General features: G+C 59.5%; 13 protein-coding genes. 10 read left to right on the forward strand and 3 right to left on the reverse strand.

The window, feature by feature from the left end; all coding sequences use genetic code 11:
* Positions 1–468 precede the first annotated feature (468 nt).
* The 10 genes from AC3WQN_RS03980 (at position 469) to AC3WQN_RS04025 (ending at position 9623) form a co-directional block, all read left to right on the forward strand.
* Positions 469–1842: an OprD family porin gene (locus tag AC3WQN_RS03980; RefSeq protein ID WP_103398748.1), complete on the forward strand. Its 1374-nt coding sequence runs from the start codon at positions 469–471 to the stop codon at positions 1840–1842.
* Positions 1843–2125: 283 nt separating this feature from the next.
* Positions 2126–2764, forward strand: coding sequence for a peroxiredoxin (locus AC3WQN_RS03985; RefSeq protein ID WP_103398749.1), 639 nt, complete (start codon positions 2126–2128; stop codon positions 2762–2764).
* Positions 2765–3224: 460 nt separating this feature from the next.
* The gene (gene ssuE, locus AC3WQN_RS03990) at positions 3225–3818 is read left to right on the forward strand and encodes an NADPH-dependent FMN reductase (protein ID WP_103398750.1); all 594 of its coding nucleotides are present in this window, start codon (positions 3225–3227) and stop codon (positions 3816–3818) included.
* 91 nt (positions 3819–3909) lie between these two features.
* Positions 3910–4875: a sulfonate ABC transporter substrate-binding protein gene (locus tag AC3WQN_RS03995; RefSeq protein ID WP_103398751.1), complete on the forward strand. Its 966-nt coding sequence runs from the start codon at positions 3910–3912 to the stop codon at positions 4873–4875.
* Positions 4876–4900: 25 nt separating this feature from the next.
* Positions 4901–6049 carry an FMNH2-dependent alkanesulfonate monooxygenase gene (ssuD, locus tag AC3WQN_RS04000; protein WP_103398752.1) on the forward strand — a complete coding sequence of 383 codons (1149 nt, stop codon included), beginning with the start codon at positions 4901–4903 and terminating at the stop codon, positions 6047–6049.
* A gap of 8 nt (positions 6050–6057) precedes the next feature.
* The gene (gene ssuC / locus AC3WQN_RS04005; RefSeq protein WP_103398753.1) at positions 6058–6846 is read left to right on the forward strand and encodes an aliphatic sulfonate ABC transporter permease SsuC; all 789 of its coding nucleotides are present in this window, start codon (positions 6058–6060) and stop codon (positions 6844–6846) included.
* Positions 6843–7649, forward strand: a complete 807-nt coding sequence (gene ssuB / locus AC3WQN_RS04010) for an aliphatic sulfonates ABC transporter ATP-binding protein (protein ID WP_103398754.1) — start codon at positions 6843–6845, stop codon at positions 7647–7649. Before ssuC ends, ssuB begins: the two co-directional genes overlap by 4 nt.
* A gap of 34 nt (positions 7650–7683) precedes the next feature.
* Complete coding sequence (locus AC3WQN_RS04015; RefSeq protein WP_003213899.1) at positions 7684–7899, forward strand: TOBE domain-containing protein; 216 nt, start codon at positions 7684–7686, stop codon at positions 7897–7899.
* A 180-nt stretch (positions 7900–8079) separates the two neighbouring features.
* Positions 8080–8400: a helix-turn-helix domain-containing protein gene (locus AC3WQN_RS04020; protein WP_103398755.1), complete on the forward strand. Its 321-nt coding sequence runs from the start codon at positions 8080–8082 to the stop codon at positions 8398–8400.
* Positions 8400–9623 (forward strand): type II toxin-antitoxin system HipA family toxin, encoded by a 1224-nt coding sequence (locus tag AC3WQN_RS04025; protein ID WP_103398756.1) that lies wholly within the window; start codon positions 8400–8402, stop codon positions 9621–9623. Before AC3WQN_RS04020 ends, AC3WQN_RS04025 begins: the two co-directional genes overlap by 1 nt.
* On the opposite strand, the gene AC3WQN_RS04030 is transcribed toward AC3WQN_RS04025, so the two are convergent.
* The 3 genes from AC3WQN_RS04030 to AC3WQN_RS04040 all read right to left on the reverse strand — a co-directional run bounded on the left by AC3WQN_RS04030 (position 9620) and on the right by AC3WQN_RS04040 (position 12688).
* Entirely contained in the window at positions 9620–10255 is a 636-nt protein-coding gene (locus AC3WQN_RS04030) for a TetR/AcrR family transcriptional regulator (RefSeq protein WP_103398757.1), read from the reverse strand. The genes AC3WQN_RS04025 and AC3WQN_RS04030 overlap by 4 nt on opposite strands.
* 91 nt (positions 10256–10346) lie before the next feature.
* Positions 10347–11099, reverse strand: coding sequence for a carbonic anhydrase (locus AC3WQN_RS04035; protein WP_103398758.1), 753 nt, complete (start codon positions 11097–11099; stop codon positions 10347–10349).
* 212 nt (positions 11100–11311) lie between these two features.
* Entirely contained in the window at positions 11312–12688 is a 1377-nt protein-coding gene (locus tag AC3WQN_RS04040; protein ID WP_095081821.1) for a glutamine synthetase family protein, read from the reverse strand.
* Positions 12689–12808: the final 120 nt, after the last annotated feature.

The raw sequence follows: 12808 nt of genomic DNA on the forward strand, positions 1-12808 counted from the left end.
TCAAAGGTGAAGGCCGACGGCGTTCGTTCGTCTGGATGTCAGAAAAGTCCGAATCGATACATAGACTGTAACAATTGCCCCGGAAGATGCGCGCTCGGCAAACGGGCGTCGCTTTTTTGATCGGCCTTGACGAATATCAATGACAGATTTCATCAAACGATCTAAAAAAACTTAAGCAAATACCATTTAGGAATTAACCAGATTGCCGATACCCTGCATCCGGTTTGCTTGAGACGGGTTTGTATATTTCCGAATCGCATGAAAAACTACGAAATAATTCTTTTTAGGTTTATGGAAAGCTCATTAACCTGAACGGACCCAATGAGTGCGGTTAGACCATGGTCGTAGACACACCTTGTTACGATTGACTTGGCAGTCACGGTCTGGCGCTAATCGCACAGCTGTGGATCCGGGGCGTTAGACCCTGGACCTAAGAAACACAAAAATTAGAAACGAGAGGAGTGAAACATGAACAAGTCCACCTTGGCCCTGGCAGTGGCCGTAGGGGTTGTCGCGCAGCAGGCAGGCGCCGCTGGTTTTATCGAAGACAGCAAGGCCACCCTGGGTCTGCGCAACTTCTACATCAACACCGATAACCGTGATAACAACACCAAGGCTGCCGGTGCACAGAATAAGAACGAAGAGTGGGGCCAAGGCTTCGATCTGCGTTTCACCTCGGGTTACACCCAAGGTACTGTTGGTTTTGGTCTTGATGCCATCGGCCTGCTGGGCGTGAAACTGGATTCCGGTGGTGGCACCAACGGCGCGACCGCTACCTCGTACGGCGGTACTGTGTTCCCGAGCAAGTCCAACGGTGAAGCCGTTGATAACTTCTCGAGCCTGGGCCTGACGGCCAAAGCCAAGATTTCCCAGACCGAACTGAAGCTCGGCACCCTGCAGCCAAAACTGCCGGTGATCGTGACCAACGACGGTCGCCTGCTGCCGCAAACCTTCCAGGGCGGCCAGATCGCCACCAACGACATCAAGGACCTGACCCTGATCGGTGGCCAGATCGAGCACGCCAAAGGCCGTAACTCCAGCAACAACGAAGAGTTGTCCATCGCGGGCGCCAACAGCCCTACCGCTTCGGGTCGCGACAGCAACAAGTTCATCTACGGCGGCGGTGACTACAAGATCACCAAGGACCTGACCGCGCAGTACTACTACGGCAACCTGGAAGACTTCTACAAGCAGCACTTCCTGGGCCTGGTACACAACTGGTCGATCGGCCCGGGCGTGTTGAAGACGGACTTGCGTTACTTCAACAGTGGCGATGACGGTGCCAACGGCCACGATCCGGCCTACTACACCACCGGTGACTACGGCACGGGTATCACCAAGGGCAAGGTTGACAACAACCTGTTCAGCGGCCTGTTCCTGTACAGCGTTTCCGGCCACACCTTCGGTGGTGGTTACCAGGTCAGCAACGGTGACAGCGATTTCCCTTGGCTGAACCAGGGTGATGGCTCGTCGGCTTACCTGACCACTGACTCGCAAATCTCCAAGTTCGCCCGTGCCGGAGAGCGTACCTGGCAAGCTCGCTACACCTATGACTTCGCCAAGGTGGGTGCACCAGGCCTGACCGCCGGTGTGGTCTACCTGCGTGGTGACAATATCGACACTTCGGGTAGCGTGGGCACTAGCAAGCCACAGACCAAAGTCAACGCCACTGGCGCAAGCGAGTGGGAACGTGACCTGACCGTGGCGTACGTGATTCCTCAAGGCCCGCTGAAAAACCTGGGTCTGACCTGGAAGAACGCGATGTGGCGCAACGACATCCCGGGTCAACGCGACCAGGATGAAAACCGCCTGATCGTCAGCTACTCGATTCCGCTGTTGTAACAGCGCGCTTCGTCAGCTGTAAAAAAGCCCCGCCAGGCGTGAGCCTGGCGGGGCTTTTGTGTTTCAGAAAGGTCTACCCCCGTAGACCCTCCCTTGCTTCCCTCTCTACAGCAACTCAGGCCTTCTCGAACCTGGGGCGCAGCGTGGCCGTTGCACGCGGGCGCGTCCAATGAATAGATTTTTAATATCTCTATATGATCTAAGTAGATCATTATTTATTCTTTTTAATGTGTTTGAACACCGGGCACAGTAGGTTCATCACGCACTGACCAGGAGCAGCACCATGAGCCTCAGACTGGGCGACATCGCCCCCGATTTCGAACAGGATTCCAGCGCCGGTATCATTCGTTTCCACGAGTGGTTGGGCGACAGCTGGGGCGTGCTGTTTTCCCATCCGGCGGACTTCACCCCGGTGTGCACCACGGAGCTGGGGTTTACCGCCAGGCTCAAGGAAGACTTCGCCCGGCGTGGGGTCAAGGCCATTGCGTTGTCGGTCGACCCAGTGGACTCGCACCACCGATGGATTGAAGACATCAACGAAACCCAGGACACCCTGGTCAATTTCCCGATCCTCGCCGATGCCGACCGCAAGGTGTCTGACCTCTACGACCTGATCCATCCGAATGCCAACGACACCCTGACCGTGCGTTCGCTGTTCGTCATCGATCCGAGCAAAAAGGTTCGGCTGACCATCACCTATCCGGCCAGTACCGGACGCAACTTCCACGAGATCCTGCGGGTGATCGACTCTCTGCAACTCACCGACCACTACAAGGTGGCCACACCGGCCAACTGGCAGGACGGTGATGAGGTGGTGATCGTGCCGTCGCTCAAGGATGAAGACGAAATTGCCAAGCGCTTCCCCAAAGGCTATCGCGCCGTGAAGCCTTACCTGCGCCTGACGCCACAGCCCAACCGGTAGTCCATTATCGGGATGCGGTTCACCATGTAGGACAGCACCGTACACCGTGGCGAGCGAGCTTGCTCGCGCTGGGGTGCGAAGCGCCCCCAACAAGGCCCCGCAGGCTTTCAGACAAAGCCCGGTGATCGATTTGGGGCTGCTGCGCAGCCCAGCGCGAGCAAGCTCGCTCGCCACGGGAAGCGCTCTGCATGTGCGTACGCACACATTGTTCGACTTGCCCGCGATGGCGACTTTCAAGGCGCCACGGGATCCAGAGTGAACCAATTCACAAAGCAGGGGGGGTTCAGGCCGTTTCGACGGCCTTTTTTTGGTCTGCGGAAAGTCTGTCACAATATTCTTTTATGGAATAAACAAATGAATAAATATGATTTATAGATATAAAAATCACCTGTTAAGGTCACCTCAATCGAAGCGAGATCGCAAGCCGCGAATCGCCCATAACACGCAAGGAATCAACCCGATGCTGGTCGTCTCACTCGGAGGAAGTCCCAGCCAACGCTCCCGTTCCGGGGTGCTGCTGGATCGCTCCCAACGCTGGTTGCAACAACAAGGAGTGGAAGTGGTGAGTTATCAGGTACGGGACTTCCCGGCCGAAGACTTGCTGCACGCCCGCTTCGATAGCCCGAAGGTGATCGACCTGCTGCAACAGATTGAAAACGCCGATGGCCTGTTGATTGCCACGCCGGTCTACAAGGCGTCTTTCTCCGGCGCGCTGAAAACCCTGCTGGACCTGTTGCCCGAGCGTGCCCTGAGCCACAAGGTCGTATTGCCGATGGCCACTGGTGGCAGCATTGCCCACATGCTGGCGGTGGATTACGCGCTCAAACCGGTGCTGTCGGCGCTCAAGGCGCAGGAGATGCTCCACGGCATCTTCGCCGAGGACAGTCAGATCGCATACGGCCAGGGCAACGCCCAGGCGCAGCTGACACCGGCACTGGAGCAGCGTCTGCACGAAGCGCTGGAGCAGTTTTTCAGCGCCATGGCCCGTCGGCCGAAGCCGCTGGATTCGGGTCTGCTCAATGATCGTCTGTTAAGTGCTCGCTGGAGCATCTAAGCCTTACCCGAAAGTAGAAGTACTGGCCTTACTCGCCCGCTAACGGGCAAGCAGGTGCAGCCATAACCCCCACTGCAAAAAGGAGAGCGCCATGCGCCCTGTCATTTTGCGTCGCGGTCTGGTCGCTCTGTTTGCTGCGGCTGTGTCCTTCGGCGCCATTACTCAAGCCCAGGCCGAGACCTTACGAATCGGCTATCAGAAATACGGCACCCTGGTGCTGCTCAAAGCCCGCGGCACCCTGGAAAAAAGCCTCGCTGCCCAAGGCGTCGACGTGCAGTGGACGGAGTTTCCCGGCGGCCCGCAGTTGCTTGAAGGCTTGAACGTCGGCTCCATCGATTTCGGCGTGACCGGCGAAACGCCGCCGGTGTTCGCCCAGGCCGCCGGCGCGGATCTGCTCTACGTCGCCTACGAACCGCCCGCGCCCCACAGTGAAGCGATCCTGGTGCCCAAGGACTCCCCGATCACGTCGGTGCAGGATCTCAAGGGCAAGAAAGTCGTGCTCAACAAAGGCTCCAACGTGCACTACCTGCTGGTGCGCGCCCTGGAAGACGCCGGCCTCAAGTACACCGACATCCAGACCGTCTTCCTGCCACCGGCCGATGCCCGCGCCGCCTTCGAGCGCGGCAGCGTCGATGCCTGGGTGATCTGGGACCCGTACCAGGCGGCTGCCGAACAGCAGCTGCAAGCACGCACCCTGCGCGATGGCCAAGGCATCGTCGACAACCACCAGTTCTATCTGGCGACCAGGCCCTACGCCGAGCAGCACCCGGCCGTGATCAAGACCCTGGTGGAGCAGGTTCGTGCCGTCGGTGAATGGTCCAAGGCCAACCCCGTCGAGGTGACCAGGCAGGTCTCGCCACTGATTGGCCTGCCAGCGGACATCACCCTGACCTCCATGAAACGCCAGGGCTTTGGCGCGCACTTCCTCACCCCGGACGTCGTCGCGGCGCAGCAGAAAATCGCCGACAGCTTCTACCAACTCAAGTTGATCCCCAAGCCCCTGAGCATCAAAGACGTGATCTGGACACCACCGGCGACTGTTGCCAACGCGCAGTAATTCCATTTCCCAAGGAGACCACTCCATGAGCCTCAATATTTTCTGGTTCCTGCCCACCCATGGCGACGGCCATTACCTTGGCACCGCCGAAGGCGCCCGCGCCGTCGATCACGGGTACCTGCAGCAAGTCGCCCAGGCGGCGGATCGCCTGGGCTTTGGCGGGGTGCTGATTCCCACCGGGCGCTCCTGCGAAGACTCCTGGCTGGTGGCGGCCTCGCTGATCCCCGTCACCCAGCGCCTGAAGTTTCTGGTTGCGCTGCGTCCCGGGATCATTTCCCCGACGGTGGCGGCGCGTCAGGCCGCGACCCTGGATCGGTTGTCCGGTGGCCGGGCGCTGTTCAATCTGGTGACGGGGGGCGACCCGGAAGAATTGGCCGGTGATGGCTTGTTCCTCAGTCACGAGGAGCGTTATCAGGCGTCGGTGGAATTCACCCGGATCTGGCGTCGAGTGCTGGAGGGCGAGACGGTGGACTACGACGGTCAGCACATCAGCGTGAAGGGCGCGAAATTGCTCTATCCGCCGATCCAGCAACCACGTCCGCCGCTGTATTTCGGAGGATCCTCAGAGGCGGCCCAGGATCTGGCCGCCGAACAGGTCGAGATGGTCCTGACCTGGGGCGAGCCGCCGGCTGCGGTGGCCGAAAAAATCCAGCAGGTCCGGGACAAGGCCGCGAAGCTGGGACGCACCGTGCGCTTTGGGATTCGTCTGCACGTGATTGTGCGTGAAACCAACGCCGAAGCCTGGCAAGCCGCGGATCGCCTGATCTCCCACCTGGACGACGACACCATTGCCCGCGCTCAAGCCTCGCTGGCGCGCTTTGATTCGGTGGGCCAGCAGCGCATGGCGGCCTTGCATGGTGGCAGTCGCGACAACCTGGAAGTCAGCCCGAACCTGTGGGCCGGCGTGGGCCTGGTGCGTGGCGGGGCGGGGACGGCGTTGGTCGGCGACGGTCCGACCGTGGCGGCACGGGTCAAGGAGTATGCGGCGCTGGGCATCGACACCTTCATTTTCTCCGGTTATCCCCATCTGGAGGAGTCCTACCGGGTGGCTGAGCTGTTGTTCCCGCACCTGGACGTCGAGCGCCCGGAGCTGCCCAAAAGCGGTGGCTACGTCAGCCCGTTTGGCGAAATGGTGGCCAACGACATCCTTCCCAAAGCCGTGTCCCAGAGCTGAGGCGCGCCATGAAGAGGGAAACCTTTATCCACAGCCTCGCACCCTGGGCACTGCCGGTGTTGCTGTTGGCGATATGGCAGTTATCGGTGTCGGCAGGCTGGCTGTCGACGCGGATACTGCCGGCGCCCAGCGCGGTCATCGAGGCGGGCGTAGGCCTGGTGCGCAGTGGCGACATCTGGAAACACCTGGCGATCAGCGGCTGGCGTGCCGGCATCGGTTTCGTGATCGGCGGTGGCCTTGGCCTGGCGCTGGGGTTCATCACCGGGCTGTCGAAGTGGGGCGAACGCCTGCTCGACAGTTCGGTACAGATGATCCGCAACGTGCCGCACCTGGCGCTGATTCCACTGGTGATCCTGTGGTTCGGCATTGATGAGTCGGCGAAGATTTTCCTGGTGGCCCTGGGCACTTTGTTCCCGATCTACCTCAACACCTACCACGGCATCCGCAACGTCGACCCAGCCCTGGTGGAGATGGCGCGCAGTTATGGCTTGAGTGGTTTCAGCCTGTTCCGCCAGGTGATTCTGCCGGGCGCGCTGCCATCGATCCTGGTGGGGGTGCGGTTTGCCCTGGGCTTCATGTGGTTGACCCTGATCGTTGCTGAAACCATCTCCGCCAGCTCCGGTATCGGTTATCTGGCGATGAACGCCCGGGAGTTTCTGCAGACCGATGTGGTGGTGCTGGCGATTGTTTTGTACGCGGTGCTTGGCAAGCTGGCCGACCTCGCCGCCCGTGGGCTGGAGCGCGTGTGGTTGCGTTGGCATCCGGCCTATCAAGTAGCCAAGGGAGGTGCGGCATGACGGCTCAACAACCACCGCGCCTGCTGCGCGGGATTCCACTGGCGGTGCGCAAGCTGCAAAAAACCTTTGGTGCGCGGCACGTACTGCGAGACATCGATGTGCACATTCCGGCCGGTCAATTCGTCGCGGTGGTGGGGCGTAGCGGCTGCGGTAAAAGCACTTTGCTGCGCTTGCTCGCCGGCCTCGATCAACCGACGGATGGCGAGCTGTTGGCCGGATCCGCGGAGCTCAGCCAGGCGCGGGAAGACACCCGCCTGATGTTTCAGGAAGCGCGTCTGCTGCCCTGGAAGAAAGTGATCGACAACGTTGGCCTCGGCCTCAAGGGTGACTGGCGCCAGAAAGCGCTGGACGCTCTGGATGCCGTAGGGCTGGCGGATCGCGCCAATGAATGGCCGGCGGCGTTGTCCGGTGGGCAGAAGCAACGGGTGGCCCTGGCCCGGGCGCTGATCCACCAACCGCGCTTGCTGTTGCTGGATGAGCCGCTGGGCGCCCTGGATGCCCTGACCCGCATTGAAATGCAGCAACTGATCGAGCGGCTCTGGCAGCAGCACGGCTTCACTGTGTTGCTGGTGACCCATGACGTCAGTGAAGCGGTGGCGATTGCCGACCGGGTGCTGCTGATCGAAGAGGGCGAGATTGGCCTGGACCTGCACGTCGACTTGCCGCGCCCTCGGGCGCGTGGCTCCCATCGGCTGGCGGCGCTGGAAACCGAAGTCCTCAACCGTGTGCTGTCACTGCCTGGCCAGCCACCGGAACCTGAACCTGTTTCACCCTTGCCCACGCAATTGCGCTGGGCTCAATAACTGCAGTTTTATCCCAACGACAGGAATCACCATCATGACAATCAAGGCCATCAACGTTCGCAACCAGTTCAAAGGCACCATCAAGGAAATCGTCGAAGGCGACGTGCTCTCGGAAATCGACGTACAGACTGCCTCCGGCATCGTCACCTCGGTGATCACCACGCGCTCGGTCAAAGAGCTGGAGTTGGTGATCGGCAGTGAAGTCATCGCCTTCGTGAAATCCACCGAGGTGTCGATCGCCAAATTGTAAGCGCGTGCGCCACGAGCAACCCCGAAGGGTGTGAACCCTTCGGGGTTTTTTATACAGTGCTTGAAAGCGCCTGCCAGGTTGTCTTAACGGTGTTTCAGGCTGATTTTTCAGTCATTCTTGATGGTTTAATGAGTGCTATAGTGCTGCTTAATTGATTTTAGCGGCAACAAAGTGCGTGTTATGAGCGAGTTCTTTCCTATCGAATGCGCCGACAGGCTCCATGCCATAGGCCTTCTGGTCAAAAACAGGCGTCTTCAGAACAGGCAGCGCCAGAAAGATCTCGCGTTGTCCGTGTCAATTTCCGAGCGAACGCTGCGCAAGATAGAAGCGGGGGATGCCTCTGTAGAGCTACGATCATTCATGTTGGTGCTGTGGCATCTGGGCCTCACGTTCGATGTTTTTCAGACCTTGGATGCGCATGAGTTGGCTTCCCGCACCCCGGCCCATGACGTGCGTCCTGCCCAGCGTGTTCGGCTACCCAGGTCGAAGGGAGATTTCTGATGTCTCGGGCTTACATCTACATGGAGCATCCCGAAACCGGGGAGGTCCTGACGCTCGGTCGATTGAGCATCAGCAATGGCCATGGCGAGTTCGTTTATGACCCCGAGTATGTCGCCACTCAAGGCTGGGTGCCTGATCACATTCGTTATCCGTTGCGGACCCAACCCTTTACATCGATTACGAAGAACCGTGGCGTACCCGGTTTTATCAATGATGCGATGCCCGATGGATGGGGCGAACGTGTGCTGCAAGACCTCCATCGAGGCGACCTGGGGCCGATCGACTACTTGCTCAAATCCCCCAACAACGATCGTGCCGGTAACCTGATGGCCGGACTGACCCGGCATCCACCCGCCGCGGTAGGGCAAGAAGCGTTGCCTACGCTCAAGGGGCTAGCGCCATTTATCGAGGCGACGCAAGCGATCTTCGATAACCAGCTGGATGATGAGACGATTAGAACGCTCAAACTGCGCAAGCAGCGGTCCTCCCTTGGCGGTGCCAGGCCCAAGCGTACCTTGCAGGATCAAGGCGAGCTGATACTGGTCAAGCCGCGTGATCGTTATGACGTTTGTGATGTTCCGGCGCTGGAACATGCCTGCATGACGTTTGCCTCACTCAAGGGGTTGAACGTTGCGAGGACGGCGCTCTATGCCGGAACACCCTCAACGCTGCTGGTGAAACGCTTCGACCGCCTTCCACCTGCGGATACCGGGCGGCGTGTACCCATGTTGAGTGCGCTGACGTTGCTGGACGCTGAATGGGTAACCAATGATCACAGCGCTTGGGTCTATGCCGGCCTGGCCAATGAGATGAAGCGTCGGGGCGTGCCGGATCAAGATTTGCGTGAGCTCTTCATCCGTATGTGTTTCAACGCCTTGGTCGGCAATGACGACGATCACCCGAAAAACCACGCGATCCTATGGCTGGGGGGGCGCTGGAGGCTGGCACCTATGTACGACGTGGTACCGGGTCTTGATGGATCCTCCCCCCCTTATCTTTCAATGGCTGTCGGCAGGTTGGGGCGAGTCATCAGTCGAGAAAACATGCTGAGTCATTGCACGCATTTTGCGCTGACCCGGCAGCAGGCGGCTGATTGTCTGGATGAGGTGATCAGCTGGGAAACAGATCTTCGCCAGCACTATGCGGGCCTGCTTGAAGGGGTGGAACTGGAGTTGGCCCTGGCTGCGATTGGATCGAACCGGATGCGGGTTGTCTCCGTTTAACCCGGCATGCGCTTGGGTAGATAGGGCGGCAGATACAACCCAAGGTACGCATCGAACACCCGCATCCCTTCCTCGGCCATGCGCGGGGTGATCTGCCCGTGCTGCTGGACCGAGCGTGCGTAAACACGGTCGCCCAGTTCCATGGCCAGGGCAAACACGTCGACGTCCTTGGGCAATGCCGGCAGTTCGAAGTGGTGGTCGAAGAGTTTGTGCATCAGGTCGCCCAATTCGATGTCGTGCTGACGGTCGGCCTGGGTGACCTCGGTCAGGCCATGCTGGGCGAGGATCAGTTGGCGGGCGGCGGCATCTTCGCTGTAGATCGCGAGCATGCGCTGCTCCACCAGCCGCGACAGGTCACGCCAGCCACTGAGGGTGCCGTGGTCGATAGGCGCTTGCAGGCAGGCGCGGAACGCGGCGTGGACGTCGGCAGTCAGGGCTTCGAGCAGGGCCGGGACGCTGGCGAAGAAATGGTAGACGGAGGAGGGCGGGATCTCCGCGCGCTCGGCGACACTGTAGATCGACAAACTGGCCACGCCCTCGGCGGCCAGCAGCGTGCGGGCGGCATCGAGTATCGAGTCGATTCGCGCCTGGCTGCGGGCGCGGGGTTTACGAAGAGTGGCGGGCCGGGTCATTGAAGTCTCCTGCGAAGGCAGCGGGCATTGTACGAGGCGACTCGCCCCTTGTCTGTACAGGCCCACTGCGCCGCTTGGCCGCCAGCGTGGCTTAGCCGTCGACCTGCACGCTCCGGCCATTCAAGGGTTGGACCGGACGTGCGTTCATCGGATACAGCGCCTGGAAAGCCTCCAGTTGTGCCCGGGATATCTGCACCGCAGTGGTCAGCACATTCCAGCGCACGCCTTCAGTACAGGGTGGGGTAGTCAGAGAACCCATGTAGGAATAGGCGTTGTGGGTGGCGGGCAATAAATCGGCAATGTTCAGTGTCTCCAGGGTCGCCGTGCCACCCTCGTCTTTTGGCATGGCTGCCAGGATCGACTCCAGCGTCGGGTTATGTGCGCCCTCTTCAAACAGCAAGGCCACAACGGCCAGTTCACCTGCGGTGTTGCGATGAACCAGATGCGCATTCAGAGGATAGGAGCGGCCCTGGATCTTTTCTTCGCTGGGCGTATGGAAGTGCAATTGCACGAGCGAATAGGCGCCGGAGGTCAGGGTGATACCGCCCGGGTCCGTCGGCGATACCTGGATCGTATGACCGTTGTTCAGCACGGCGGCTGCGCTTGGGCGATAAGTGAAGGTTGGGGGTTCGACTCCAGCCTTCATCGCGTCATGAATGTCGATTGGCGACTGTTCTTTACCGGACGTGCAGAGTCTGAATTCGCTCTTCAGTTCGCTCCAGCTCTCCGGACCGGTGGGTGCGGTGTAGCCCCATTCGGCAGTGTCGGCGGTGTTGGCCCAGGCGGTGGCGCACAAACCGGCGGCGATCAGGGTCATGGCTGTGCCTGGTAGCAGTTTTGTCATGCTTGTTGTTCTCAGCAGTCAGGTAGGAAACCGGTCAAGTTCCGGGGGCCTGAAGTGTGAACTTGCGGGTAGGCAATCGATGTAATCCGTGTCTGACGGTTTTGTAAGATATATCCACTGATAATGGCGGTAAGACCAAACGATGGATGGCGGGCACAAAAAAAACGCCGCCAGCTGCAAGGCTGACGGCGTTCGTTTTTACTGCAGCCCGCTTAGACGGTATGCAGGTACCAGTTGTACTCGAGGTCGGAGATGGAGTGTTCGAACTCCTCCAGCTCGCTCTCTTTACAGGCCACGAAGATATCGATGTATTTCGGATCGATGTACTTGGCCATGACTTCGCTGTCGTCCAGCTCACGCAGTGCATCGCGCAGGTTGTTCGGCAGGCTTTGCTCGTTCTGCTCGTAGCTGTTGCCTTCGACCGGAGCACCCGGCTCGATCTTGTTCACCAGGCCGTGGTGCACACCCGCCAGGACCGAAGCCATCAGCAGGTACGGGTTGGCATCGGCGCCGGCCACACGATGTTCGATGCGCACGGCATCGGAGGAACCGGTCGGTACGCGGATCGCTACGGTACGGTTGTCCAGGCCCCAGCATGGCGAGTTCGGCACGTAGAACTGTGCACCGAAACGACGGTAGGAGTTGACGTTCGGGCAGAGGAAGGCCATCTGCGCCGGTAGGGTCTCGAGCACACCGCCGATCGCGTGACGCAGTGCGGCGTTCTGCTCGGGATCCTCACTGGCAAAAATATTCTTGCCGTCTTTATCAAGGATCGAGATGTGGACGTGCAGACCGTTACCCGCCTGGCCTGGGTAAGGCTTGGCCATGAAGGTGGTGTCCATCTCATGGTCGTAGGCGATGTTTTTGATCAGACGCTTGAGCAGTACCGCGTAGTCGCAGGCCTTGATCGGGTCGGCAACGTGGTGCAGGTTCACTTCGAATTGCGCCGGAGCACTTTCCTTGACGATGGCGTCGGCAGGGATGCCTTGCTCTTTCGCACCTTCCAGGATGTCCTGGAGGCAGTCGACGTATTCGTCGAGGTCGTCGATCAGGTAGACCTGTGTCGAGTGCGGGCGTTTACCGGAAACCGGCGAGCGAGGTGGTTGCGGGCGACCGTTCACGTTCTCCTGGTCGATCAGGTAGAACTCCAGTTCGAAGGCGGCGCAGATGGTCAGGCCCATTTCGTCGAACTTGCGCACTACATTGGCCAGCACTTCACGCGGGTCGGCGAAGAATGGCTCACCTTCGAGTTCGTGCATGGTCATCAACAGTTGCGCGGTAGGGCGCTTCTGCCAAGGCTCATTGCACAGGGTGTCAGGGATTGGATAGCAGATTCGGTCAGCATCACCGATGTCCAGGCCCAGGCCGGTGCTTTCCACCGTCGAGCCATTGATATCCAGAGCAAATAGAGAGGCCGGCAGGTTGATGCCTTTCTCGTAAACCTTGTGGAGGCTGGTGCGTTCGATGCGCTTGCCGCGCACCACACCATTCATATCCGCAATCAGAAGGTCAACGTACAGAACCTCAGGATGTTCCTTAAGGAACGCGTTCGCTTCGTTAAGCTGAACGGCACGCGGGGGTACCGACATGATGCAACACCTTTGTTGTTAAAAATATCAATCATTGATCTTTTCAGATTCCAGTCAACCCCAACGGCATGCCGAAGTCAAGCGAGGCCTTAATTGCCCTAAAAAAGCGCTCGAATGGCA

The organism is Pseudomonas sp. FW300-N1A1 (genome assembly GCF_058789115.1).

Coding starts and splice junctions, on each gene's coding strand:
- AC3WQN_RS03980 (WP_103398748.1), top strand. CDS start 469: ATGAACAAGTCCACCTTGGCCCTGGCAGTGGCCGTAGGGGTTGTCGCG.
- AC3WQN_RS03985 (WP_103398749.1), top strand. CDS start 2,126: ATGAGCCTCAGACTGGGCGACATCGCCCCCGATTTCGAACAGGATTCC.
- ssuE (WP_103398750.1), top strand. CDS start 3,225: ATGCTGGTCGTCTCACTCGGAGGAAGTCCCAGCCAACGCTCCCGTTCC.
- AC3WQN_RS03995 (WP_103398751.1), top strand. CDS start 3,910: ATGCGCCCTGTCATTTTGCGTCGCGGTCTGGTCGCTCTGTTTGCTGCG.
- ssuD (WP_103398752.1), top strand. CDS start 4,901: ATGAGCCTCAATATTTTCTGGTTCCTGCCCACCCATGGCGACGGCCAT.
- ssuC (WP_103398753.1), top strand. CDS start 6,058: ATGAAGAGGGAAACCTTTATCCACAGCCTCGCACCCTGGGCACTGCCG.
- ssuB (WP_103398754.1), top strand. CDS start 6,843: ATGACGGCTCAACAACCACCGCGCCTGCTGCGCGGGATTCCACTGGCG.
- AC3WQN_RS04015 (WP_003213899.1), top strand. CDS start 7,684: ATGACAATCAAGGCCATCAACGTTCGCAACCAGTTCAAAGGCACCATC.
- AC3WQN_RS04020 (WP_103398755.1), top strand. CDS start 8,080: ATGAGCGAGTTCTTTCCTATCGAATGCGCCGACAGGCTCCATGCCATA.
- AC3WQN_RS04025 (WP_103398756.1), top strand. CDS start 8,400: ATGTCTCGGGCTTACATCTACATGGAGCATCCCGAAACCGGGGAGGTC.
- AC3WQN_RS04030 (WP_103398757.1), bottom strand. CDS start 10,255: ATGACCCGGCCCGCCACTCTTCGTAAACCCCGCGCCCGCAGCCAGGCG.
- AC3WQN_RS04035 (WP_103398758.1), bottom strand. CDS start 11,099: ATGACAAAACTGCTACCAGGCACAGCCATGACCCTGATCGCCGCCGGT.
- AC3WQN_RS04040 (WP_095081821.1), bottom strand. CDS start 12,688: ATGTCGGTACCCCCGCGTGCCGTTCAGCTTAACGAAGCGAACGCGTTC.